Annotated in this window: 18 protein-coding genes and 1 pseudogene; 5 read left to right on the top strand and 14 right to left on the bottom strand. The window is 53.1% G+C overall.

Going from position 1 to position 24,145, the window contains the following annotated elements:
- Positions 1 to 12: 12 nt before the first annotated feature.
- Genes HMPREF9720_RS08900 through HMPREF9720_RS08915 form a run of 4 tightly spaced genes read left to right on the top strand, consistent with a single transcriptional unit; the run spans position 13 to position 4,247 of the window.
- Complete coding sequence (locus HMPREF9720_RS08900) at positions 13 to 1,392, top strand: DUF389 domain-containing protein (protein WP_039940287.1); 1,380 nt, start codon at positions 13 to 15, stop codon at positions 1,390 to 1,392.
- 11 nt (positions 1,393 to 1,403) lie between these two features.
- Positions 1,404 to 2,324, top strand: a complete 921-nt coding sequence (locus HMPREF9720_RS08905; protein ID WP_009597948.1) for a lysophospholipid acyltransferase family protein — start codon at positions 1,404 to 1,406, stop codon at positions 2,322 to 2,324.
- Entirely contained in the window at positions 2,311 to 3,324 is a 1,014-nt protein-coding gene (locus HMPREF9720_RS08910) for a glycosyltransferase family 2 protein (RefSeq protein ID WP_009597960.1), read from the top strand. Before HMPREF9720_RS08905 ends, HMPREF9720_RS08910 begins: the two co-directional genes overlap by 14 nt.
- A gap of 59 nt (positions 3,325 to 3,383) precedes the next feature.
- Positions 3,384 to 4,247: an AraC family transcriptional regulator gene (locus HMPREF9720_RS08915; RefSeq protein WP_009597943.1), complete on the top strand. Its 864-nt coding sequence runs from the start codon at positions 3,384 to 3,386 to the stop codon at positions 4,245 to 4,247.
- A gap of 159 nt (positions 4,248 to 4,406) precedes the next feature.
- Here the strand turns inward: HMPREF9720_RS08915 and HMPREF9720_RS08920 are convergent, their stop codons facing one another.
- From HMPREF9720_RS08920 to HMPREF9720_RS15895, 5 genes are all read right to left on the bottom strand, one after another.
- Positions 4,407 to 6,083 carry a glutamine--tRNA ligase/YqeY domain fusion protein gene (locus tag HMPREF9720_RS08920; RefSeq protein WP_009597915.1) on the bottom strand — a complete coding sequence of 559 codons (1,677 nt, stop codon included), beginning with the start codon at positions 6,081 to 6,083 and terminating at the stop codon, positions 4,407 to 4,409.
- A gap of 20 nt (positions 6,084 to 6,103) precedes the next feature.
- On the bottom strand, positions 6,104 to 7,168 hold the full coding sequence (locus HMPREF9720_RS08925) for a hypothetical protein (RefSeq protein WP_009598078.1): 1,065 nt from the start codon (positions 7,166 to 7,168) through the stop codon (positions 6,104 to 6,106).
- 352 nt (positions 7,169 to 7,520) lie between these two features.
- Positions 7,521 to 7,979 carry an RteC domain-containing protein gene (locus tag HMPREF9720_RS15150; protein ID WP_244997682.1) on the bottom strand — a complete coding sequence of 153 codons (459 nt, stop codon included), beginning with the start codon at positions 7,977 to 7,979 and terminating at the stop codon, positions 7,521 to 7,523.
- 108 nt (positions 7,980 to 8,087) lie between these two features.
- The gene (locus tag HMPREF9720_RS15155) at positions 8,088 to 8,282 is read right to left on the bottom strand and encodes a conserved domain protein (RefSeq protein WP_009598079.1); all 195 of its coding nucleotides are present in this window, start codon (positions 8,280 to 8,282) and stop codon (positions 8,088 to 8,090) included.
- A 120-nt stretch (positions 8,283 to 8,402) separates the two neighbouring features.
- Complete coding sequence (locus tag HMPREF9720_RS15895; protein WP_009598087.1) at positions 8,403 to 8,669, bottom strand: hypothetical protein; 267 nt, start codon at positions 8,667 to 8,669, stop codon at positions 8,403 to 8,405.
- A gap of 45 nt (positions 8,670 to 8,714) precedes the next feature.
- Here HMPREF9720_RS15895 and HMPREF9720_RS08940 point away from each other — a divergent pair.
- Positions 8,715 to 9,320 (top strand): annotated as a pseudogene (locus HMPREF9720_RS08940) (S49 family peptidase); the annotation flags it as partial.
- Positions 9,321 to 9,399: 79 nt separating this feature from the next.
- On the opposite strand, the gene HMPREF9720_RS08945 reads toward HMPREF9720_RS08940, so the two are convergent.
- From HMPREF9720_RS08945 to HMPREF9720_RS08985, 9 genes are all read right to left on the bottom strand, one after another.
- A complete protein-coding gene (locus tag HMPREF9720_RS08945; RefSeq protein WP_009597952.1) occupies positions 9,400 to 10,977 on the bottom strand; it encodes a calcineurin-like phosphoesterase C-terminal domain-containing protein in 1,578 nt (525 codons plus the stop codon).
- 13 nt (positions 10,978 to 10,990) lie between these two features.
- Positions 10,991 to 13,006, bottom strand: coding sequence for an SUMF1/EgtB/PvdO family nonheme iron enzyme (locus HMPREF9720_RS08950; RefSeq protein WP_009598039.1), 2,016 nt, complete (start codon positions 13,004 to 13,006; stop codon positions 10,991 to 10,993).
- Between the two features lie 18 nt (positions 13,007 to 13,024).
- On the bottom strand, positions 13,025 to 13,645 hold the full coding sequence (locus HMPREF9720_RS15425; RefSeq protein ID WP_009597973.1) for a hypothetical protein: 621 nt from the start codon (positions 13,643 to 13,645) through the stop codon (positions 13,025 to 13,027).
- 14 nt (positions 13,646 to 13,659) lie between these two features.
- Positions 13,660 to 14,967, bottom strand: coding sequence for a DUF5689 domain-containing protein (locus HMPREF9720_RS08960; RefSeq protein WP_138265153.1), 1,308 nt, complete (start codon positions 14,965 to 14,967; stop codon positions 13,660 to 13,662).
- Positions 14,968 to 14,996: 29 nt separating this feature from the next.
- Entirely contained in the window at positions 14,997 to 16,475 is a 1,479-nt protein-coding gene (locus HMPREF9720_RS08965; RefSeq protein ID WP_009597988.1) for a SusD/RagB family nutrient-binding outer membrane lipoprotein, read from the bottom strand.
- An 11-nt stretch (positions 16,476 to 16,486) separates the two neighbouring features.
- Entirely contained in the window at positions 16,487 to 19,681 is a 3,195-nt protein-coding gene (locus tag HMPREF9720_RS08970; RefSeq protein WP_009598043.1) for a SusC/RagA family TonB-linked outer membrane protein, read from the bottom strand.
- Between the two features lie 69 nt (positions 19,682 to 19,750).
- Positions 19,751 to 21,358, bottom strand: a complete 1,608-nt coding sequence (locus HMPREF9720_RS14820; RefSeq protein ID WP_009598003.1) for a sialidase family protein — start codon at positions 21,356 to 21,358, stop codon at positions 19,751 to 19,753.
- A 128-nt stretch (positions 21,359 to 21,486) separates the two neighbouring features.
- Positions 21,487 to 22,248 (bottom strand): S1/P1 nuclease, encoded by a 762-nt coding sequence (locus tag HMPREF9720_RS08980; RefSeq protein ID WP_009598092.1) that lies wholly within the window; start codon positions 22,246 to 22,248, stop codon positions 21,487 to 21,489.
- Positions 22,249 to 22,261: 13 nt separating this feature from the next.
- Entirely contained in the window at positions 22,262 to 24,145 is a 1,884-nt protein-coding gene (locus HMPREF9720_RS08985) for a sialate O-acetylesterase (protein ID WP_009597947.1), read from the bottom strand.

The following is a 24,145-nucleotide window of genomic DNA, read 5'->3' on the forward strand; positions in this document are numbered from 1 at the left end:
GTGCATGTTGAAATGGAAAATACGAACGATACGCATAATGTAAAACGCTCTTTCTCGCTCTGGGTGGGGGAGATGCGTGAATTCCTGCGGGGGCACTTCAGCCTCGACGAAGACAAGGCGCAGCGCGACGAGGTCGTGGCGGCCATCAGCAAGGGCGTGGTGTTCCGCGGGGTGAACCTTTGGGTGCTGATTTTTGCGACGATGATCGCGTCGCTCGGTCTGAACGTCAATTCGGCGGCCGTAATTATCGGCGCCATGCTCATTTCGCCGATCATGGGTCCTATTATGGGCATCGGCCTTTCGCTGGGCATCAACGATTTCGAGCTGCTCAAAAAGGCGCTGCGCAACTATGCGCTGATGTTCATCGTGGCGATTATCACCTCGACGGTCTATTTCCTCGTGTCGCCCCTCTCGTCGAACAGCAGCGAGTTGCTGGCCCGCACGGTGCCGACGACCTACGATGTGCTGATCGCCCTGTTCGGCGGTCTGGCCGGTATCGTGGCGCAGACGCGGCAGGACCGCACCTCGACCGTTATCCCCGGTGTGGCGATCGCCACGGCGCTGATACCGCCCCTCTGCACGGCGGGCTTCGGTCTGGCGACGGGGCAGATAAAATTCTTCGTCGGGGCCTTTTACCTCTTTTTCATCAACTCGGTCTTCATCGCGCTGGCGACTTACCTCATGGTCCGTTTCCTGAAGTACGAGAAGAACGCCTTCATCGACAAGGTGCGCGAACGCAACGTCAAGCGGCTGATGATGGTTATTACGCTCGTGACTTTCATTCCGAGCGTCGTCATCGGTTTCCATATGGTCCGCGTCTCGCTGTTCGAAGCCGTGGCCGACAAATACGTCGCGCAGGTCTTCAGGTTTCCGCATACGCGCGTGATCGAGTGCAACAAGCATTATGCGCACGGCAAAGACCCGTCGCAGATCGAGTTGCTGCTGGTGGGAGAACCCATCGGCGACGAAATTATCGAGAATGCCCGTGCGCAGATGCGCAACTTCGGACTGGAGAAGGCCGAACTGGTGGTGCGTCAGGCCAACAAGACCGACGAGATAAACGTGGCGTCGCTGCAGCAGAGCTACCTCGAACTGCTGGAGGAGAAGAACCGGCGCATCGGCGAAATGACGGCTCAGCTGAAACGCTACCGGGTTACGAACGTCGAAGTGGACGACATTTCGCGCGAAGTGGGCGTCATGATGGAGAATATCAAGGCCATATCGCTGATGAAGGGCATTACGTTCGATGTCGCGGGCACGCCGCTCGATACGACCCTCGTTTGCGTCGTTACGCCCAAGGCGCCCGCCGATTCGATCGACCGGACGACGCTGGCCAGTTGGCTGAGGATACGCACCAAGGTGGATAACGTGAAACTTTTTGTCGAACCCTAACGCCTTGCCGGATGAAACGAGCTGAGCTGAATTTTGCGCAGAAGGTATGGCTGGAGTCTTTGTGGCTCGGCGCCCGTTTCTTTGCCGTGCTGCCGTACTGGTTCAAATATTACGTCGTCGAGAACCTGCTCTTTTTCATACTCTACTACTGCCTGCGTTACCGCATGAAGGTCGTGAACGAAAACCTGCGCAATTCGTTCCCGGAAAAGAGCGTCGGGGAGCTGGCCGTCATCCGCCGCAATTTCTACCGGACGCTGGCCGAGATATTCGTCGATACGGTCAATATGGCCCATATGGGCGAAGAAAAGGCCCGCACGGTGCTGACAGTGAAGGGATTCGACGAACATTACAAGGCCGTGCACGGCCGCGACTGGATCGCTATGACGGCCCATTTCGGCTGTTGGGAGTATTGTTCCTACTGGGGGCTTTACGAACGCTCGCAGATGTTGGTGGCGGTGTATCATCCCCTGCGCAGCAAGGTCATGGAGCGGCTTTACCAGCGTTTGCGCAACTACGAAAATTCGATGACCGTGGCCATGAAGGATTCGCTGCGCTTCTACCTGCGCAACCGGGAATGCGGCGTGGACGGCAAAAACCTCGTCATGGGGCTTATCGCCGACCAGAATCCGCCGCGCCGTCCCGACAGCCACTGGTTCCGCTTCCTCAATCAGGATACGATTTTTTTCGACGGCGGGGAGAAGCTGGCGCTGCGCTGCAAACTGCCGGTCTATTTCGTCAGGATGGACCGTCTGCGGCGGGGCCGCTACCAGATGTCGTTCGAGCCGATTTACGACGGTGAAGAGCAGGTTGCCGAATACGAAATTACGGAGCGTTACGTTAGGAAGCTGGAAGCGATGATCCGCGAACACCCGGAACTCTGGATGTGGTCGCACCGCCGCTGGAAACACAAACGTACAAATGCCGGTCGCTAAGATAGTCATACTCAACTGGAACGGCGCGGAACACCTGCGCCGTTTCCTGCCCAGTGTCGTCGCTGCGGCCCCTGCCGGCGTGGAGGTCGTGGTCGCCGACAACGGCTCGACGGACGATTCGCTGAGGGTGCTGGCGACGGAATTTCCTTCCGTCGGGGTGTTGCGTCTCGATGCCAATTACGGTTTTGCCGGAGGGTATAACCGGGCTTTGAAGCAGGTCGAGGCGGACTATTATCTGCTGCTCAATTCCGACATAGAGACGCCCGAAGGGTGGCTCGCTCCGATCCTCGACGTGCTGGAACGCGAACCCGACGTAGCCGTCGTCTCTCCGAAACTGATCTCATGGACCGACCGCACGAAATTCGAATATGCAGGTGCTTCGGGCGGATTTATCGACTTTCTCGGCTATCCGTTCTGCCGGGGGCGCATCCTCAGACAGGTCGAGACCGACGAGGGCCAGTACGACGACGCCCGCGACGTTTTCTGGGTCAGCGGCGCCGCATTCTGCTGCCGGGCCGATGTGTTCCATGCGCTGGGCGGCTTCGACGCCGATTTTTTCGCCCACATGGAGGAGATCGACCTCTGCTGGCGCATGCAGCTGGCCGGTTACCGGGTGCGGGTCGTGCCGCAGAGCAGGGTCTACCACCTCGGCGGCGGTACGCTCACGACCGATTCGCCGACCAAAGTCTTCTACAACCACCGCAATAATCTGGCGATGCTCTACAAGTGCTCTTCGTCCGTGCAGCGGGTCTCGGTTGCCGTCGTGCGTCCTGCGCTCGACTTGCTGGCGGCCCTGTCCTATCTGGTGCAGGGGCGGAGCGACAATTTCCGGGCGGTGTTCCGCGCCTACCGCGATTTCCTGCGGTGGCACCGCGATCTGTCCCGCAAGCGGAAGACCATCCGGCAGAATCGCAAAGGGGCCGCGGAAGAGAAGATTTACCGGGGATCGGTGGTGCTGCGTTATCTTTTAGGCAGGAGGACTTTCGGGCGGATGATGTAGGCAAATTCGCAAAATCGGAAAAGTCCGTTTCTCCGGCGGAGAATACCTTTGTCGCCGAGATGAAGAACAAACCAGCCACGACAGCCGATTATCAGCGGCGGATCAACACCGTCGTCGAATACATCCGGACCCATCTGGACGAAACGCTCGACCTGTGTACGCTGGCCGAGGTGTCGTCGTTTTCGCCCTGCCATTTCCACCGCATCGTTTCGGCCTTTCTGGGCGAGCCGCCGGGGGAGTTCATCGCCCGCACCCGCATCGAGACGGCGGCACGCCTGCTGCTTTACTCCGATCTTACGGTCGCGGAGATCGCCTACCGCGTGGGGTACGACGCTCCGTCGTCGCTGACCAAGGCTTTTGGACGGTTTTTCGGCATCTCGCCAAAAGAGTACCGAACCGCTAAAAACCTTCCGTCCATGACAACACGCATGCATTCCGACGCCGGAATCCGGTTGTCGAAACCCAAAATGCTGGAAATTCCCGAAAAGACCGTGGCCTATCTCCGCGCTCAGGGGGATTACGGCGAAGTCGATTACGGCGACTGTTTCGCCCGGCTCTGGCAATACGTCAAAGAGCAGAAACTCTTCTCGGCGGGGATCGAGTCCATCGTCGTTTACCACAACGATCCCGACATTTCGAAATCCGGCGACCTGCGGTGCGACGTATGCCTGACGATTCCCAAAGGCCCGGTGGCCGTCGGCCCCGTGGGCGTCAAGACGATCGCCGCAGGCCGCTATGCGATGTTCGTCCATACGGGTCCTTATGCCGGATTGGGCGGCGCCTATCACAAAATCTTTCGGGAGTGGCTGCCCCGAAGCGGCTGCGAACTGCGTGACAGCCCCGGTTTTGAACGCTACCGCAATAATCCCGACCGGGTGCCGGCGGAAAAGCTGAAAACGGAGATTTATATTCCGCTGAAATAGAAGTCGGTCCGGACTGAAAACCGGTCCGGATGCAATGAACCAACCGCCCGGCAGGCGTGGTTGGTCCGTCGTACGAAAAAGCGGCCCGCTCAGCGGGCCGCTTTTCGCGGGGAGCGTGTCCCCGTTCGGTATCGCAACTCGATTTTCAGCCGATCGCCTTTACTTATTGATCTTCGCCCATGAATCCTTGAGCGTCACCGTGCGGTTGAACACGAGGTGTTCGGGCGTCGAGTCGGTGTCGGGGCAGAAGTAGCCCACGCGCTCGAACTGAACGGCCTGACCGACCGGAACGTCGCGCAGCGACGGTTCGAGATAGCCTTTGATTCGGACCATCGATTCGGGGTTGAGATTGTCCTCCCAAGTCTGCCCCTCCTCGACGTCGTCGGGGTTCTCCTTGGTGAAGAGCGGGTTGAACAGGCGGATTTCGGCTTCGACAGCGTCTTTGGCCGACACCCAGTGGATGACGCCTTTTACGCGGCGGCCGTCGCTCGACGAGCCTTGGCCCGACATCGGGTCGTAGGTGCAGCGCAGTTCGGTGACGTTGCCTTCGGCATCCTTAACCACCTCCTCGCATTTGATGAGGTACGAGTAGCGCAGACGCACTTCGCCGCCCGGCGAGAGACGGAAGAACTTCTTGGGAGGCTCCTCCATGAAATCGTCGCGTTCGATGTAGATCACCTTCGAGAAGGGAACCTGACGCGTTCCGGCCGTTTCGTCCTCAGGATTGTTGATCGCCGTGAAGAGTTCCGTCTTGTTCTCGTCGTAGTTGGTGATGACCACTTTCAGCGGGTTGAGTACGGCCATGCGACGCTGGGCGACCTTGTTCAGGTCTTCGCGGACGCAGTATTCCAGCTTGCCGAGGTCGATGACGTTGTCGCGTTTGGCAACGCCTACCATTTCAGCGAAGTTGCGCACCGAAGCCGGGGTGTAACCCTTGCGGCGCAGGGCGCAGATGGTCGGCATGCGGGGGTCGTCCCAGCCCATCACGGCGCCTTCCTGCACTAATTTGAGCAGTTTGCGCTTCGACATCATCGTATAGGTGAGGTTCAGACGTGCGAATTCGTACTGATGCGAGGGGAAGATCTCCAGCGCTTGGATGAACCAGTCGTAGAGCGGACGGTGTACGTCGAATTCGAGCGTGCAGATCGAGTGGGTGATCTGCTCGATCGAGTCGCTCTGGCCGTGGGCGTAGTCGTACATCGGGTAGATGCACCACTTGTCGCCCGTGCGGTGATGCTCGGCGTGGATGATGCGGTACATGATCGGGTCGCGGAACAGCATGTTGGGGTGGGCCATGTCGATCTTGGCGCGCAGGACCTTTTCGCCGTCGGCGAATTCGCCTTTCTTCATGCGCTCGAACAGGTCGAGGTTCTCCTCGACGGAGCGGTCGCGCCACGGTGACGGCGTACCCGGAACGGATACCGTGCCGCGGTTTTCGCGGATCTGCTCCTGCGTCTGGTCGTCCACGTAGGCCAGCCCCTTCTTGATGAGGACCACGGCCCAATCGTAGAGCTGGTCGAAATAGTCCGACGCATAGCGCTCTACGGCCCAGTCGAAGCCGAGCCAGTGGATGTCGCGCTTGATCGAATCGATGTATTCGACGTCCTCCTTGACGGGGTTCGTGTCGTCGAAGCGCAGGTTACACTTGCCGCCGTATTTCTTCGCCAGTCCGAAGTTGATGCAGATGCTCTTGGCGTGTCCGATATGCAGGTAGCCGTTCGGTTCGGGTGGGAAACGGGTCTGTACGCGCGTTTCGCCCTTGGCGATCGACTCTTCGATGATCTCTTCGAGGAAGTTCAGCGACTTCTCCCGTGTTTCGTTTGTTTCGCTTGCCATATGTTTCGCTTGTTGTATTTTTATTTTTTAGCCTTGGGGCCGATGTTGAACAGCTTCTGGATGTCTACCGAGAGCTTGACCATCTGCTGCGTGCCCATGCCTGAGCCGTCGTAATGGAAGACCATGCCCGCCTCGACGCCCATCGTTCCCTTGAAGAACCGGCGGTCATAACCGATCCACGTGCGGTTGTAGATATGGTCGGTGGTCGAGTAGAACTGTTCGCCGGCATAGAGCGGTTCGCCGACATAGGCGTACCGGAACGGCTGGAGGTTTTCACCCAGATAGAGGTTGTTTTCGAGTTTCACGCCCCATTTGGTCATGACGAAGTCGATCTGGGCGCCCTTCTGCTTTTTCCATCCCGACTCGATGCTGCGCGCCCGCTGGGGTGCGAACAGAAAGCCCGCCTTGATGTCGAAGTCGAAGTAGGCGTTGAACTCCCAGCCCGCATAGGGATTGACCAGCAGGTTGTCCGTCACGTTCTCGTTGCCGATCTTTCCGGCGAAATGGAACATCGAGAAGGCGTAGCCGAAGTAGAACCCCTTGTCGAGCGTGTAGCGGCCCGCCGAGATGATGCGGAACATTTCGCGCGACTCCTCGGAGTACATGCCCTCCCAGTCGATGGCCATTTCCACATAGGTGTTCCTGCGTTCCGTGGATTTGTAGTGTCCCAGAAAACCCGAAAGGCGGTTGTGGTAGAACGCCGTCGAATCCCCGAAGAACGCCAGCGAGTAGTCGCCCAGCAGCTCTTTGCGGTCGAAGATTCCGGCGTTGGCCTGCACGTTCCTGCTGTTGAACTGATAGTAGGCTAAGGGGCGCGCCTTGCTCAGGAATTTGGTGTCGTCGCCGAAGTTCTGCAAGAGGTCCACGCCGACGATCAGCCGGTTTTTGTCCATCCATTCCACGCCGATCCGGGGTGTGAGCCGGGCGCTGAAGAGCGTCTGCGATTCGTTGAAATCGTTGTTGGCGTACTCCCGGTTGTCGAAGCGGGTCGTGAAGTCGGCGCCGACGATCAGCTTCTGCGCTTGGAGACCTCCCCCCGTAATGAAGAGGGCGAGCGCGAATGTCAAGACTTTTTTCAGAGACATAGTGTTGTGTTGATTAGGACCCCAAAAATAGGTAAAATATTTTTTATTTGACTACTTTTGGTGGCAAAAGCTTCAATCAAATTCAACTATTTAATAAACAATATATTGTGAAATAATAGGTAATGGTTTGGCGATTATAAAGCCAGTGCTTTTGCATTCCATTTAACTTGTCAAAGACTCTATGACAAAGATATGAAATAGCCGATAAAAAAGCAAATGGAAAGAATTGTCTCATTTGCTTTTCTCTAATTGGGCATTCCAGCTATCGCTGACTGTAGGCAATCAGATTATTGCGCAGGATGTCGAGAAAATGCGTCAGCCGCAACTTTCGATTGATGAGCGTATGGCGACACTATTCCGGATTGTTGATACGGACGTTGAAAGTTCTGGAAAGCACATCGACAAGTGTCGCCAGATCGACCCGTGTGCCGTCTATGCGGCGTATGGCTCCGGAGAGATGCAGAGCCGTTATCAGTTCCATGATATTGTTCGGAGAGAAACAGTGGTGATTTGGATACTTCGACCGATACCGGAGCGGCGATGGATGGATAACAAGCCGGGTAAAGACCAATCGGATTTCGAAATTCGTCAACAGAAGCGCCGATTTGAGCAGCGACGCTTGCGGAGATTCCTTCTCGACAATCCGCTCCTGCAACCGCATCAGGCGGGATTGGAGGCGGGCAAGTTCGTGCAGCAGGTCGATAAACTCTTTATAAGAAGCATGAAAGGCTGTACACACCGCATCCGACAATCGACTGTTAAGCAGTGTGTCAAGCATGACGATAAATTGATTTTTGTCCAAGTTGTCCATAATCCGGTTCATAAAGAATTTAGATGGTTTGCTTCGTAAAAATGGGAATTTCCGCGATGCCGAATTGCACATCCGAATATCCGCCCGGATATAAAAAGTCGGAAAAAATCACTCGTCTTCCTTATTTAAGCTATAAAGCAATGCCTCGGTAAATTTCGTACGATCTTTTTTACGTTCCAAAATACGGCGTTTGACATCGGTCGGATCGCCGAGTTTAACATGCAATGTATTCTCGAAGACCCGAACAAACAGATTGAACGGAGCTGCCGAACCATCTGCCAGCTCAAAAGGAGGCAAAGCCATCCAATCAAGCCCGTATTCGCGACGATGGTTTTACAAGATGTAATTTTCACTCAAAGTCTTTTTATCATAGTTTACAGTGGTATCTATATCAGCAAGAGCAGTTTCGTAGCGACTTATCCATCAACGAACGGTAGCCGTATTAAGACTTTTCCTAACACCGCTGCGGGAGTGCGTAAGTTCATCGGTGCGCTTGCTGTCGCTGAGCATCACTACGTCATGGAAGCTACCGGCAATTACGGCTTCCTGCTGCATCATAAACAGCGTGAAGCCCACGAATCCGAAATATTCCACGACGATGCCCCCGCCGACGAGCCACAGGCTCGATGGCGGGAACCACTCCAGAAGCGAGTAGACCTTGAACAGCAGGTTGAAGATACAGTACAACATGAAAAGAGTACGCCGCAACCACGTCGTGCGATGTAGTCGCCTACCAGCGGCGGTTACTACATCTCCTGCCCGGCGGACGTGATCGTGGCCGACAAACTGACCCTTACGGGTTCGATCGGGGTCTTCGGCATGATCCTCGACACCCGCGAGGCGTTGAAGAACAAACTCGGCATCACCATCGACGGCGTGCAGAGCAACGCCTCGTCGAGCTTCCTCGCCACGCAGCCCCTCACCCCGGTCCAGCGCTCGATGATCATGCGCGGCGTGGACAAGGTCTACACCACCTTCACGAACGACGTGGCCGAAGGCCGCAATCTGCCCATCGAGAAGGTCCTCGACATCGCCGGCGGACGGGTCTGGTCGGGTGCGGATGCGCTGGGCATCGGCCTGATCGACACCTACGGCGGTCTGAAGACGGCCATTGCGCTGGCTGTGGACAAAGCCGATCTGGGCGACAACTACCGCGTGACCGAAGTGACCGAGACTCCGACCGGATTCGCGGCTTTCATCGCGTCGCTCAACATGAGTGTCCGCGAGGCTTTCACCCGTTCGGAACTGGGGCTGATGATGAAGGATTACAACACCGTCCGCGAAGCCTTCCGCCAGCAGGGCGTGCTGATGTACTCGCCCTACAAGGTCGAGATTCGGTAGCATTATCGTTCGATGAAAAAAAGGCTCTCCACTTGTTCGGAGAGCCTTTTTTGTATTTTTTCTATCAATCTAAACTTTGTTAATTCATATTTTCCGTAAAAGGTTTGGGTCTATCCATTTTTTCCGTATATACGTTTCCGAACCGATCTGTTACGGAGACCACGATTTCGGAATTTGCTTCTGTCGCTTTCGTATGGAACATATGGATGCAATTGACGGCTCTCCAATCTTTAGGACGGTTGTTGAATCTCTGGGTTTTATCTCGGATGTACATATAAAGCGGGTCTTTTTCCCACAATTGTTCGACAGGAAGTTCCTGTCCGTCTTCTGTAACTGAGATTTTCCACCGGGGGTCCCAATTGAAGACATTGACCAGAATTTCATTGCTCGCGGGATTTCCGCCGTATTTCTCCGGAACCGTATTGAGATCATAAGCCCGGAACTGGCTCTTTTCGGGCGTTAATCCCACGGCCTTGTAGTGCCATTGTATCTGTTTGCCGGAAATATCGAAAATCTGATAGCCGCTCAGCGTCCCGTCGGTAGTCATGATTCGGACGTCGTTTAGTTTCCAGGAAATGGCCGATGCCGATGCGAAATTATGTTCGAGGATATTATGCGTAATTTGGATATTCCGGTTACGATGATCATGTCCGGTCAGGATGTGCGCTTCTTTGAATGGCTTCAGTATATTTATCAATACCTGCACATCCTGGTATTGTGTATTCCGTTTCTTGGTCATGGGCTTTCCATCGGAAATACCGGTGTAGGTATAGGCAGGAACATGCATGGAGACGATCAGCGGTGTGGATTTATCGACCAATGCAAGATCTTTTTTCAGCCATGCGAGTTGTGCCGAATTAATGAGATATTTATACTTGCAGTTGCCGAGTCCGACGATATTGTCCAGCATGACATAATGTACATCTCCGATGTTGAGCGAATAGTAGGTCGGGCCGATATGCTTGCGATAAAGAGCCGATGCACTCCAATCCAGCTTTTCTTCCGTTGTGCCCGTGGCCGAGGGGTCATTGTCGTGGTTACCCATGATATGGTAGATCGGCGAAGGGTAGTTTTTGAACTCTTTCAGGTAATTCGGCAACATGAAATTTTCATGATACCACCGGGAGTCTGTGGTCATATCGCCCAATGAGAGGGAAAATACTTCTTCCGAGGTTGTATCGACTGCGGCTGTGATGTCGGGCAGGAATGTAGAACGAAATTGCTCTAAATCCCGGTGTGTCGCACTGCCGATCAGATGTACGTCGGCCATGACGAAGAGCTTGTATTTCTTGTCGGCCATCGGCAGCAGCTCGAAATCCGCGTTTTCGGTTTTTTTACTCTTAATGTCGAGGTAATGATTCGGCAATACACCCTTGTGGGCCACTTTATAGCCTGATGGGACGGAGATGAATACATAGCCCATGCGCTCCGGGGAACGGAGCGTATAATGTCCGTTGGCATCTGTCTGTGTTAATTCGATGCCGTCGGAAATCACGGCTCCGACAACAGGTTGTCCCTGACAGGTCACTCGGCCCGAAACCGTTGTCTGGTATTCTGAGACATTCGATTTCCCGCTGGTTTCCGTGTCCGTACCTTTGGCGCAGGCGAAGCAGGTCGAAGCGAAAAAAAATGTTGCTACGATAAAGAATTTTTTCATTTTTTTAATCTTATCAGTTGTTCATGTCCGGTTTTCCTAGTATCCAGGCTAGGTTGAATCGGTAGTGAATATTACTGCTTATCAGATGAATCGTATTGTCCGGGGTTTGAGTTGCGGCAAGATAACCAAGCGGTTCAGCTTGCGTTTCGGTCATTTCAAAATAGCCGGTCCAACCTCTTCCGTCAAGCAAACGACGCTTGCCGTCGGTCAATAGCCGTTTGACGGGCCAGTTTTTTCCTTCGTCGAATGAGAGGGCCGCAAACATTCCATAGCCAGTAAATTTGTTCCCGCGGGCGTCCTCGAATTCCATGCCCCGGCGCTTTTTGTCGTAGGGATGATGTGTGAAAGAGATGAGTAGCAGTGGACCTTCGTTCAACCGGCGCAGGACGAGTCGCTGACCTGAATAGATCGGCAGGAACTCTGTTGCAGAATAACTCCAGTTTTGTCCCATGTCCGATGAGATGCTGCGAGGCATTCGCAGTCCCGGATATTTCGCACCTCCCTCGATGTCGTTGTTGCGTCCTAAGGCCATTAGATCTCCGTTTGTCAACTGTACGACCCCGGCATGTATGCCAGCGATCAGACCTCCGGTTGCACCTTCTTCGTATATCGGAATTTCCGGGTTTGTATACGGGTTTTCCCAAGTCTGGCCCTTGTCGCGGCTGATGTGTATGGCCGAGCCTCCGTAGTGTCCCGGGACGGCATCGCAAGGTTGTACGAGATACCCCTCCCGGGTACGGAACAATCCGGCGATCACTTGGTGCCGTTGATCGTGCTCCGGGACGATAATCCGCGGACGGGTCCACGTCGCTCCGTTGTCACGGCTTTCGCGGAGGATGATGGCCAGATTCTTCCAGCCGCCGATTACTTCGACTCCGTTTGTATGGTAGATCGTTCCTTCACCGTCGTGAAGCAGAGATGTGCCCGTCAGATTACGGTCGGGGATACGTAGAAATTCCTGGGGCGAATCCCATATGTCGCTTCCGGCACGCAGTCTGCTTGAAAGAATGACCATCTCGCGTCCCGCTTCGTCATCTGTCGAGAACCAGGCGGCCAGTAAATCACCGTTCGCACACCAAGTGATTGCCGGACAATGATTATGACCGTAGAACGGGACGCCGGAATTTGCATAAGGTTTGTGAACGTAACAAATCGGTTCTAAAAAGAAGGGTTTATCGGTCGGTGCGGCCCATTTGTAACGTTTTTGGGAAATATGCTCGGGCCGTGTGGCTATGACCGGGGTGTGTGAAGTGGGGTTCGAAGCCTCTACGATTCGGAATCCTACGGCCCAAGTGGCATCCTCCGGAATCATTGCCGAGCGGTTGGCCGAACGAAGATATTTTACGGGCGTATTGTGACTGCCGCCTCGTGTGACGCGATACAGACCCTCTGCAGGTCCCGAGGGATCTGTCTGAGGGTCTTGTGTATAAGGCCCGTACCAGTCCAGACACCACTCTTCCACATTGCCGTGCATATCGTACAGGCCCCAGTCATTCGGTGGAAAGAGGGCCGTTTGAAGTGAAACAGTTTTTGGAGTGCGGTTATACTCCTGGACCTTATGCTGTTTGGTCGGTAGGCCATTGGTGCCAGTATTGAATGGAGTAATGCTCGTCGCGCGGCAGGCGTATTCCCATTCCGCTTCGGTCGGGAGTCTGTAATTTTTTCCCTCCTTCTCAGAGAGCCAGCGGCAAAAACCGAGGGCATCGTCGTAGCTGACGAAGATCACCGCGTCGTCATCTTCGGTGGAAAATCCGGCTTTCCCGCGCAGTTTACGATGCGACGGGTCGTATTGTTCATACTGGATATTCGTGATTTCCGTTGCCGACATTCGGAACGGCCGGCTTATGCGGACGAGGTGTGCCGGGGCCTCGTCGAACTCCTCGACCGCTCCGTAACCCCGCGAACCCATGATGAATTCTCCGGAAGGAATGTCCACCATTCTAATACCATATGGCTTCTGTATCTGCCCGGAAATAATTCCGGGCAGATACAGAAAGGCCAATGCACCGATCAATGTTTTTCGAATCATTACAGTTTCGTTTTCTGGTTACTTTTTCCAAGCTGTTCCCTGCACGGTCAAGGCTGGACGATCCGCCGTACTTTTACCGATGCGAAAGGCCGTATTTTCCGATCCTTCTTTGCTGCCCCAGGCATAGAGACGGAATGTTATGGTCTTTTTCGCCGGAACATTCTGCAATTCCGGAACGGCCGAGAGGTCGATCGGTTTTTGTAATTTGCCGTCATTCCCGGTGGACCCAACGCGTACCGGCGCTCCGATGTCTATGAAATGTTCGCCATCGGTACTGTAGGTGAGGATATACGCTTTCGGACCGTCGGGTTGCACTCGCAATACAAGAGCAAGTCTTTTCAGCGAGAAAAGACATCCCTTGCGGGCTTTCAGCGAGAATTCGTAGAAAGCCCCCTGGCGAACAGCTCCCAGCATGGAATTGCACCCCGGCCAGAGCCCGGCAAACGAATAAGTTGCCCGCTGTGGCCGGACGCCGGGACCGCGGCTGAGTTCGGAAGCCTCCATGCAAGGATCTGCGAATGTCGATACACTCGTTTTTTCATCACCTCGTGTCGCGGGGCCGAAATTCCACGCGACCAATTGGGCATAGCTCGTTCCCGAAAACAGGAGCAGCAGCAAAGATAACAGATAATGTTTCATGATTTCGGTGTTTATCAGGGACGGATCATTCCTTCAAGGGTGAGTGCGTAGGGCCTGTTCGCAAGGCTCTGTCCGATACGGAAAGTGGACTTGGCATCGGCGGCTCCCCAAGCGTAAATGCGAACGATCATCGGCTCGGAGAATTCCTGAACTCCGGCTACTTCCTCAAGATTCAAAGTCGGTTGTTGAATGCCGTTATTGTCGGTTGTCGAACCTTTGAAAACCAGATTGCCGCTCATTTCGGAGAAATTTTCTCCGTTGTCCAGGCTGTACATCCAAATGTAGTTTTTCGGTCCGTTGGGCTGGACACGCAATGCGACATCCAGCGACAGAAGTGAAACCTGGGCATTGTTTTTGGGGGTGATGGTGAATTGGTAGTAGGACCCGCGTTCGATGGCGGCCTCTTTGCTGATGTCCATGGGCCATTCTGAGGCGAAAGCATTGCCTGCCTTTTGAGCCGTGAGCCCCGGACCGCGGCTCAAAGCCGACATTTCCAGATTGGCGTTGACAACGGTGGCATCCCGGGTCGGGTACTTTATATTATCGTGCCCCGTGAGGTTCCATGCCAGCACAATGTATTTCTCGATTACGTCGCGGAGCGATCGGGGTTGGATAAACAGTTGTGTATTGCCATCTTCTCCGGCTTCGGTAAATACCAGTCCGATGTAGGTGGCCGGTTCTTCGGGAACGGCAAGGGTTGCCAGATCGCTCCCTTCTCGGGCATAGATGGTCAGTGTCCCGGTCCCATCTCCGACGGTTAAACCTTCCTTATAGGAGGGATTTTCGACAGAAGGGTCTTCTGGGGTGCAGTTGGAAACCCGGACCAATATTGATTCGTAAGCTTCGGGATTGGCTTCCAAAGTAGCTGCGGTAACCGGGATTGGCGACAGCTTGTGCCCGGTGCTCAGAACCGTTATTTCCGTACTATTCAGCGATCGGATAGTCAATGCTCCGTTCTCCCGGGTGAGGGTTTTGCCTGCGATTTGAAGTAAGAGCGAATCTCCCGGCTGAAAAGTTGAGGCTAATTCCGGACCTACATGTACAGCGATTCCGCTGGTCTTGCTGCGAAAGGTGTTCTGTATGATGACGATGCCTTCGGGAACATTCTTTTCGGCGTAGTTTGAACTGACTACTCCGCTGATCTGGACGGCTCCGGAAAGGTCGTCCGTGGTGAGCTGCCGATTGTTGCCTTTGTAAAGGAACCGGACGTCGGAGATCGATACCGTCGGGTTTAGTGTACCCGCGACCCAGTCCGGGTCCGTTTTGCATGCACTCGTTGCGCATAAGGCGAAAAGTGCGGTTGCCAATACTATCTTTTTCATAATTGCTTTGTTTTCAATCACGTTTTCCATTATTGGTTGTCCTTACGCTGCCACCATACTTTGGTGCTGATTTCGTCTTCGCCTTGGGAGGATACGGCATCGTAGTAATTTTTCCGGTTGGTTGTCTGCAAGTAAACCGGATAGTTGAGCCTTGACGGCAATTCGCCGCCATTGAGCAGCCCGGCGCCTTTGGGCAGGATTGGGTATCCGGTTCTGCGACATTCGAACCATTGCTGTAAGTCTGTGTAAAACAGGGAATAATATTTTTGCAGATGGATTCTGGACATCTTGTCGTCCAAACTTTCGCCATCGTCCCACTTGACAGCGGTATTGTCCAAATATGCCGACGAGGCCGTAAGGTCCCACATGCCGAGGGCCGCGATGACGCCGTTTTTATAATGGGTTTCCGCATCGGCCGAGATGTATCTTTTGACGGAGGCTTCGGTGATTATGAATTCCAGTTCGGCATAATTCATGATGTTGCCCAGCCGGGGGTCGTTTTTGAGGGCGAGGGGAAGGCGTGATCTTGCAGACACCTCCTCTCCGACGGGATAACCGCTCGGGACGCCGGCGTATTCGCCGTTGGAAGTATCCGCCCATTTGGGCCGGCGGGGATCGTTCCAACGATTGAGATTGTCCAGGAAAAATTCGGCAAGGACATACGTGCGCCAGTCGGAATCGCGGAGCGTATAGAAAGGCGAAACATAGGGTTGCTCTCCGGTCCAGCGCAGAATCGCAGAATCGTCGTTGCTCGTCATGATCGGATAATCCGTCGGGCGCTCTTCCAGTATTTCGGCAATTTTTGCAGCAGCCGTTTCCTCCTCTTTGCCGGAGACGCGCAATAATAGCCTTAAATACAAAGAATTGCTTAATTTACGCCATTTCAGGGCATTTCCTTGGAAAAGAGGGTCACAAATCACCTGGTCCTCGGGGAGATCGCTTCCGTTTGCCAATAATTCGTTTGCTTGTTCAAGTTTGGCGAAAATGTCTGTATAAATATCCTCCTGACGGTCGAAAACCGGGGTGAGGATACCTTTCTTGCCCTGGCATGCTTCCGTATAGGGGATGTCGCCGTAAGTGTCGGTGAGCATCGAGAAGACCCAGCATTGGCAAATTAGCGAAATTCCCATATAGGTATTGTACGTCTTGTCGCTTTCCACCGTATACAGGGTTTGTGCCGTTTCGTACATATCCTTGAAATTAGTCAACTGAACATACCAGTTGTTCCAAAGGTAGTCGGCCACGGATTTGCGAATGTCGTAGCGAAAGATACGGCCTTCGATGTCGCCCATCAGCACCGTGACTTGCATCAGCTCATTGGTAAGGCTGCGTGTGCGGCTCATATTGGCCTTCACGACACTTGTCAGGGCAGGAGCGAGCAATGCCTGAGGCAGTGCCTCGTCGCTGGCATTGGGATTTTTGCTGACATCCTCGAAATTCGACGTACACGATACGGATACGAAAAGGAGGAGCAGAATTGCGACAATATATTTGAAATGATTACGCATGGTTTTGTCGTTTAAAATTCGATATTGAGTTTGACACCGAAATTGCGTGTAGCGGGGAATTGGGCAATTTCAAATCCTTTGTCGATGGACCCGTTGTTCAGCGTGCCGAATTCCGGATCAAAAGCCGGCCAATTGGTGATCATGAACAAATCGCGGCCGTAAACACCGATGCTCAGTTTCCGCATACCGATTTTTTTGCAGATACGGGCCGGGAAAGAGTAGCTCAGGGTCAGTTCCCGGAGTTTGAGGAAATCGGTGTTGAACATGCTTCCCTCCAGGTTTTCACGACCGCTATGGCGTGTATAATAGGTCCAGATTTCATTCGCCACGACATCGTTTTTCCGATAGGTTCCGTCAGGATTCTCGATAACGCCGTTGCCGATGATACCGTTGTAACGTCCGGGCAGTGTCTTTTGGTGCTTTCCGTGTTCCATCAACATGGCATTGGTGAAAGAGTAGCCTTTGCCGCCGAACTGCCCGTCGAATAGAATATTGAGGCTGATACCCTTGTATTTTATCTCCGTTCCGAACGAACCTTTGCCTTTCGGGTTGCTGTCACCCAGATAGATCAGATCGTTGGCCAGAAGCGGATAGCCGTCTTCTCCGTAAACGATCTGTCCGTCGGGAGCACGTTTGTAACCCGTACCGTAGATGGCGCTCATGCTTTGTCCCACACGTGCCTCCATAGAACCTCGTCCTGATAGGGTATTCTGTAATTGAAGTGCAAACAGATCATCCGTCAATTCCATCACGGTATTCTCATTCGCTGAATAGGTGCCGAAGAGCCGCCAGGTCCAGCCGTTCTTGTTGCGGAATGGGGTGGCATTAGCTTCGATTTCGATACCCCGGTTACGGACGATTCCGCCGTTCACAATCATATTATTGTACCCAGTCGCTCTGTCGAGTGTGGCCGTAAGTATCTGGTCACGAGTTTCCCCTTGATACAAGGCAATGTCCACGCCCAGTTTATTATTGAAAAACCGGATATCCGCACCTACTTCCCAGGTGCGTGTACGCTGTGGACGCAAATCGGGATTTGGAAGGGTTGTAGGATTCGTCAGCCCGCCTGAAAAACCGTCGGCAGTCGAATATACGTAAGTATTTTGGTAAACTTTGGTCCCGCTGCTGCCCACTTCGGAGAAAGATGCCCTTAACTTGGCGAAAGTAATCCATCGTGGCATCCGGAACATATCCGATAACACGGCACTCACGTTTACGGAAGGATAGAAAAACGAAGAATTATCCGTCGAATCCGGTGTCGCCAATACGCTGCTCCAATCGTTACGTGCGGTAACGTCGAGGAAGAGGTAGTTTTTATATGAAAGCGTGAGAAGACCGTAGATGCTATTGATGATATAATCGCTCTCATAAGGAATGGTCACCAAAGCGAATTTGCTGTTGGAAAGGCTGAAGATCTGCGGGAACATCAAGGCGTTGGCCCGATTGTTCTCCCGACGGTAGCGATTGTGTAAAGTGCTGCCTCCGAGTGAAGCGGACAGTTCAAAAGCTGAAATCTTCTTTTCGTACTTGAGCAAGAAGTCCCCCGTAATTTCCTGAGCAAATATTTTGGTGGTACGATACATGCCGTATTTGAACTTCTGCGTATCCATTGGGCGCTGTTCGGAACGATCTTCGTAAGACATGTCCATCGAACCTCTGACCATTAGGTTGAGTCCTTTGATAATGTCGTAATTCATCTGAACATTGCCTGTTACGGTATGGCGATTGAGCTTATTGAGCATCTCGTTGACGATCAGGTAAGGGTTGTCAGGCGAAGTGCTGAACGGATAACTCTGATCAACTCCTTCTTTACCCGGCATCCAGTACTCTTTCAGCCAATCGAGATTGCCGTTGGGAACCTGCATGATATTCCAATACATGACCGTCTGGTTGTTATAACCGGTAGCAGGCAGGTTGTCACTCTTTTTGTTCGTGTAATTTATTTTGGTGGAAAGCCGTAATTTTTCGGTCATTTTCTGATTGACCGAAACCGAAATGGTATTACGCTTATATCCTGTATTCGGGATAATCCATTCGTTGTAGACATTGGTATACCCTACTCGGAAATTCGTATTGGTAGAGCCTCCGCTTAACGATACGCTGTTCGTATAAGTTTGGCCTGTGCGGAAAAAATCCTTGTGGTTATTGGGATAGGGACGCCACAATGTCCTTTCCGTAGCTTGGCCATGGGTCGCCGGGTCGTATTGGTAGAACATCTGTCCGTCGAATTTGGGGCCCCATGCCTGGCTTGTATTGCGGGTGTTTGGGCCGTCTTCGGTCGCTCCCCACGAAAAATAATTGACACCTTCTGTTCCTGAACCATATGCGTATTGATAGTCAGGCCAATGGTATGGAGTCTCGAAATTGGCGGTTGATGAGAACGATACTTTGAGTCCTCTCATTGTTTCTTCTCCGGTTTTGGTTGTGATGATGATCGCTCCGTGAGCACCTCGCTGGCCATACAGCGCCGCTGCTCCTGCACCTTTCAGTACGTTGATGCTTTCGATGTCCTCGGGATTGATATCGTTCAAGGCGCTACCGAAGTCGACCGGAGAATCTTCTCCTAAATAGGAGCTGTTGCCCGATCCCGTCGAAAGTCCGCTACTGCTGTTGATGACCACCCCGTCGATCACGATCAACGCTTGGTTATCACCTGTCAGGTTGCTTTCACCTCGAAGAATGATCTTGTTCGATCCGGCGGGACCTGCACCCGAGCGCACCAAATTCAGACCGGCGATCTTACCCGAAAGAGCCGAAGTCCAGTTGGTCGAAAGCGCCTCGGAGATTTTGTCGCCGCCGAGTTTGGTCGTTGCGTATCCCAGTGCCTTCTGTTCGCGTTTGATACCGAGGGCCGTCACGACGACGTCGTTGATCGCTTGTGCTTGTTCGGTCAGTGTCACGTTGATCTGTGTCTGCGTGCTGACAAGCCTCTCTTCGGTCGTGTAACCCATATAGGAGAATACCAGTACGGAGTTTGCCGGAATTTCGAGACGGTATTCTCCTTTTATGCCGGTAATTCGACCGATATTGGTGTTTTTCACCAAAACTGTTACACCTACCATTGGTGTGCCTTTTTCGTCAGAAACAACGCCTGAGACTGTAACCTTGTTTTGGGCTCCGGCATGAAACGACATAAGCATGAATGTCAGAATCAGAAGCCAGCGGTTACATTGTACCGGGCTTGTTTTTGGTCCATTTTTTTTCATAGTTTAGATAGTTTAGAGTGTGAGGTTGCTTTGAAGTTACAAAAAATCACGATTGTTTGGTTAAAAGGACTAAAGTTGATCGTAAGTGATATTTTCAGTTGTAAAACCGGCCGAGCGAAAATCGACAATCCGATGAAAGGTCAGCATATTGGCGTCATGCTGACGAATGGGAAGGCCCCGGCTTTCGGGAAATGCCGTGCGGCTCACGGCAATGATATCATTCCCATCGAACTCCCAGTCGGTGTATTGGAATCCGTGGAAAAAACAATTGTTGCTCGAGATCACTTCTTTCACGACTGTCCAGTTCCGTAGGTCAGCGGAAGAGCAGAGCACCAATCTGCTACGCAGAAAAATGGGATAGATTCGGGTGCTATACCAACCTGTATGGGTCCGGACTCGGTCTTTGTCATAGCAGGGATTGGCCAGTGTCCAGTATTTTCCGCTTACGGTATCGTAGCGGACAGTGAATTTTTTGCCGCCGCCCGGCATGTCGCAGAAACCTGTTGCCGGATTAAAGGTGATCGTTCGCTGATCGGTGACGGAGACGAGTGCAGCCAAATCGTTTGTCCTCGAATCATCGATACGTATAAGTACGACCAATTTGCCAGCAGGATCAACGACGATACATCCTTCCTGCCACTCGTTGAAGATATGGTCCGGATTTCCGGAGAGCCAGGAGGTATCGCCCGTGAGTGTGTTCGTGAGGGTCCAGTTGGCCGGACGCATAGGGTCGGAACCGATCGGTATGGAGAGTACGGTTATTCCCATTTTGCCGTCGGCAGGGGCTGTTCCCATGGCGTGCCAAATGCGTCCCTGATACTCGATGAAAGGGGTTGGGGCTCCGTGATAATCGCCTTTGAAAAGGGTTGTCAAGGATGACCAGGTGTGTCCTTTGTCAGAGGATTTGCGAATCACAATATTGCCGCGTGTCGCTGCACTGATACCGACTTCGTAGAGGGTGCTGGGGTCTGAAGGGCAAGTGAAGCATTTGCAGAAATTCATATAGTCCGGATTCGAGCATTTTTTCCAACTGAGACCCTTGTCGGTCGAACGGAAATACGTATTGCCTTTGGGGTCGGGGCCGGAACTGCCGACGAAATAGCTTCCGTCGGAGAGAATCATGATACTCGGATTGGTGATGTTACGCTTGCGGAGTTCGGTTGCCGAGGCGATAAGTTTACCGGGAGCCGGAGGGACTCCATCGACGGTAATCTTTCGGCCGAAAACCAATGTTGCGGCGTTAGGTTGGCCGGACGGAACCGGAATCCATTTGCCGGGAGTCGTGTAATGACAGGTATAAAGGTGCATGCGGAGCGAACCGATTCGGAAAGAAGTACGGCTGTCGTTCCACATGCTACCTGGGTGAGTATTGTCTGCTACGGCTATTCGCAGGATGGTGGGGTGGTCGGCCGATACACGCTCTACACCCCGGTATTCACGGAGTGTGGTGGCATAATGCATATTGCTTCCAAATGCGATTGCGAACTCCTGTGGGATTTTGAAGTCGTCGTTTTGGGGATATAGGGCATCGCCGCTACGTACGTCTCGAATGTCGATCATTGTTCCGGAAACAGAGATCAGAGCATCCGGATCGAAAGTCGGCAAAGAGGGGGTATTGTCCCCGGAGGAGCACGAACCTGCCAGCAACAAGAGAAGCGTGAGTTTGCGAATGACCATAGCTGTCGGGGCTATTCAGTGAGATATAATTGTCGAGAACTCTTTGTGATAAATGTCGGAGCGAGCCCTTCGATTTGTTGCAGTTCGGATATCAGTATACCGGTGCGAATGTTTGGCTATCATAGCGGTTATTCTTCGCTGAAAATATCATTGAGCAATTTAGCCAACCGGTAAGATGCGCGTAACATCAGGTCCTCGGCCAGCGGGTAGGCCTTGTTGATGAAAGGACGGTCCAACTCATCGTCTTTTTTTGCCCATTTGTAGATGATGCGGCACCGCCGGGCGTTTTCCCGGGCCCAACTGATCGGTGTCCCCGCTGCCATTTCAGCCATTTGTTCGTCGGTGAAACGGTCGAGTTGTTCCTGATATTCGCGGTAGGTCCAGCCGTGGTTATTATCGAGCATGGCATCCCAAATTGGATGGTATTTCTGGACCCGGCCATAGAGTTTTACTGGAAAGAATCGGGTGGTTTTCGGATAGACAATGTGCGCGGGACAATGAATGTCGCCGATCAAGTGAACAATAAATTTGATGTCGAGGGCTATCGAGTCTTTTGGGTGCATGTCCCGGTTCTCGAGTCGATCGAGGGATCTCATGATTGCATTCATGCCATCCAGTTCGGGACGTTTCGATGCGGACAGGGGTTCATTGTCCTCATCGACGGTGACCGTGTGTTTATACGGAATATGTTCATGGCGCTGGTCCATCCATGCAGCATAGTAGACGATAGACCGCCCGTCGAGATATTTTTCGATAGCGGCCTTTGCCGAGGGGGTGAGGTGCTGTTCGGCGATATATGCAATGGCCTCATGGGCTGTACGGTTCCATGCGGATGCTGACTGGATAGCACACCATGCCAGGCAGATGAAAAGTGTGATGTTTTTTTTCATGATCGAGGTTCGGTTATTCGTTTCGGTAATCTATTTTTTTTGCGATGGGCGTTATGCCGCAAAAATCCTTGGTTTGCGGAATTTCGATCTCTTTTCCGGCTTTTGCCTTCTTGCTGAAAATCTTGAGAGATTCGTCTCCTTTGTGTGTCGAATAGGTCACCTCGGAATTTTTCACTTCCCGCCAGCCGAAGAGATCTTCGGCAGTCCGTTCGTTCTTGCGAGCTATAATATATACCATACCATCCGCGTCGGGCACGATCGTGCAGGATTGAGATAAGATGCCGACCGTTGCGTTGCGTATCAGCATATCGAAATCTTCGAATCGTTCGGGGAGGATATTTACAGGATAATTCCGGTTGAGGAACAACTTGGCTCCTTTTTTCAGTTTGACGAGTTTATACCCTTGTCCCGTAGCTTTGACTCCCGTGAGAGTCATCTCTTTGGCAAGTTCTGCGGCAGCCATGTCAGCGGCATGGAACGGAGAGTCGGTACGGAACGGAGCTACCGGCAGTCCGGCAGCGTCTTTCAGGTTCCCGATGCCGTCGTTGCTGAACATGTAGCGCACGGCGACGGGTTTACGCACGGCATCGCTCCAGACGATGAGTGTTCCGTTCTTCTGGTCGATCATGGCCCGGGCGGGTTGGAAGACCATCGATGCATCGCATATTTCGAGCGCCTGGGCCGGGTTTCCGTCGCAGGTGATACCGTCTTCTGCATCGTTGAACGAGATGATCGCTTTCTGACCCTTGACTGTCATAGAGGCGAATGTCGCGTGGCGGTATTTCGAACCGGATTTGCCATAGGTTTCAGCCAACGCCCAATTCGCTAGGCGGCGTCCGACCTCTTGCTTCCGGCGCGGATGGATGTCCTTGACGTTTTCGACCAGATCGGATACGACGACCATGCCGGTTCGGTCCTTCAATGCCGCTACCCGGGCTTGTTGTTCGCGGATTTCAGCCCCGCTGTTCGGGTGCTTGTATTTATAAGGAGCTATTTGTACGAAATAGAAAGGCAGTTCGCGGCCGAATCGTGTGCGCCAAGCGTCGATCAGCAGCGAAAAGGCATCGGCATAACTTGTGTGACCCACATTGGCTTCACCTTGATACCAGACGACTCCGGCGAGTGCAAAGTTGACGATCGGATGGATCATGGCATTGTACATCGATCCGATCGAGTATTTGTATGGGCTTTTGCTCTTGCGGTTTTTGGACCACATGTTTTTGAGTACCGGTTCTTTGGACATGTTCGATGCCGGTATCCATGTTTCGACGGGCGAGCCGCCCCACGAGGCGTGGACCAGTCCTACAGGCTGATTGAGTCCTTCTGTGAGCGCTTTCCCGAAGAAATAGCCTACGGCACTGAACCAACGGGCACTTTGGGCATCGCACACCTGCCATTCTCCTTCGCAATCTTCCTGATACCACGGGGAACTGTTGCGGGTGACGGTAAAGAGCCGGATTGAAGGGTTCATGGGTTTCTCTAACTCTTCTTGCATGTCAGTGATCCCTTGTGCGGCGCTGTAGTTCATGTTCGACTGTCCTCCGCACAGCCACACTTGTCCGACGAGAATGTCTTTGACTTCGATTTTCCGCTGTTGTGTCTGGACTGTCAGTGTATATGTCCGGTTGTCCGCCGCCGGGGTCTGGATGCTTGCCAGCCACTTGGTGTCGCCGGTCGATTTGGTTCGGACCGTATCTTGCGACCAGGAGGGAATGATCAGTACCTCCTTGTTGGGTTCGGCCCATCCCCATATCTTGACGTTTGAGTTCTCTTGCAGGACCATGTGGTCGCCGATGATTGACGGCAGCCGCAGGATCGGCTGGGCTGTGATTTGCCCGGCTCCTGCTCCCAACAGGAGCAGTGCCGCGCAAAGGCTTTTCAGGGTGATTCGTTCCAT

The organism is Alistipes sp. HGB5 (assembly GCF_000183485.2).
Taxonomy (GTDB): Bacteria; Bacteroidota; Bacteroidia; order Bacteroidales; family Rikenellaceae; genus Alistipes; species Alistipes finegoldii.

What these genes read in the sequence shown, in the direction of transcription:
- HMPREF9720_RS08900 (WP_039940287.1), top strand. Translation starts at nt 13, where the DNA reads ATGGAAAATACGAACGATACGCATAATGTAAAACGCTCTTTCTCGCTC.
- HMPREF9720_RS08905 (WP_009597948.1), top strand. Translation starts at nt 1,404, where the DNA reads ATGAAACGAGCTGAGCTGAATTTTGCGCAGAAGGTATGGCTGGAGTCT.
- HMPREF9720_RS08910 (WP_009597960.1), top strand. Translation starts at nt 2,311, where the DNA reads ATGCCGGTCGCTAAGATAGTCATACTCAACTGGAACGGCGCGGAACAC.
- HMPREF9720_RS08915 (WP_009597943.1), top strand. Translation starts at nt 3,384, where the DNA reads ATGAAGAACAAACCAGCCACGACAGCCGATTATCAGCGGCGGATCAAC.
- HMPREF9720_RS08920 (WP_009597915.1), bottom strand. Translation starts at nt 6,083, where the DNA reads ATGGCAAGCGAAACAAACGAAACACGGGAGAAGTCGCTGAACTTCCTC.
- HMPREF9720_RS08925 (WP_009598078.1), bottom strand. Translation starts at nt 7,168, where the DNA reads ATGTCTCTGAAAAAAGTCTTGACATTCGCGCTCGCCCTCTTCATTACG.
- HMPREF9720_RS15150 (WP_244997682.1), bottom strand. Translation starts at nt 7,979, where the DNA reads ATGGACAACTTGGACAAAAATCAATTTATCGTCATGCTTGACACACTG.
- HMPREF9720_RS15155 (WP_009598079.1), bottom strand. Translation starts at nt 8,282, where the DNA reads ATGGCTTTGCCTCCTTTTGAGCTGGCAGATGGTTCGGCAGCTCCGTTC.
- HMPREF9720_RS15895 (WP_009598087.1), bottom strand. Translation starts at nt 8,669, where the DNA reads ATGTTGTACTGTATCTTCAACCTGCTGTTCAAGGTCTACTCGCTTCTG.
- HMPREF9720_RS08945 (WP_009597952.1), bottom strand. Translation starts at nt 10,977, where the DNA reads ATGAAAAAATTCTTTATCGTAGCAACATTTTTTTTCGCTTCGACCTGC.
- HMPREF9720_RS08950 (WP_009598039.1), bottom strand. Translation starts at nt 13,006, where the DNA reads ATGATTCGAAAAACATTGATCGGTGCATTGGCCTTTCTGTATCTGCCC.
- HMPREF9720_RS15425 (WP_009597973.1), bottom strand. Translation starts at nt 13,645, where the DNA reads ATGAAACATTATCTGTTATCTTTGCTGCTGCTCCTGTTTTCGGGAACG.
- HMPREF9720_RS08960 (WP_138265153.1), bottom strand. Translation starts at nt 14,967, where the DNA reads ATGAAAAAGATAGTATTGGCAACCGCACTTTTCGCCTTATGCGCAACG.
- HMPREF9720_RS08965 (WP_009597988.1), bottom strand. Translation starts at nt 16,475, where the DNA reads ATGCGTAATCATTTCAAATATATTGTCGCAATTCTGCTCCTCCTTTTC.
- HMPREF9720_RS08970 (WP_009598043.1), bottom strand. Translation starts at nt 19,681, where the DNA reads ATGAAAAAAAATGGACCAAAAACAAGCCCGGTACAATGTAACCGCTGG.
- HMPREF9720_RS14820 (WP_009598003.1), bottom strand. Translation starts at nt 21,358, where the DNA reads ATGGTCATTCGCAAACTCACGCTTCTCTTGTTGCTGGCAGGTTCGTGC.
- HMPREF9720_RS08980 (WP_009598092.1), bottom strand. Translation starts at nt 22,248, where the DNA reads ATGAAAAAAAACATCACACTTTTCATCTGCCTGGCATGGTGTGCTATC.
- HMPREF9720_RS08985 (WP_009597947.1), bottom strand. Translation starts at nt 24,145, where the DNA reads ATGGAACGAATCACCCTGAAAAGCCTTTGCGCGGCACTGCTCCTGTTG.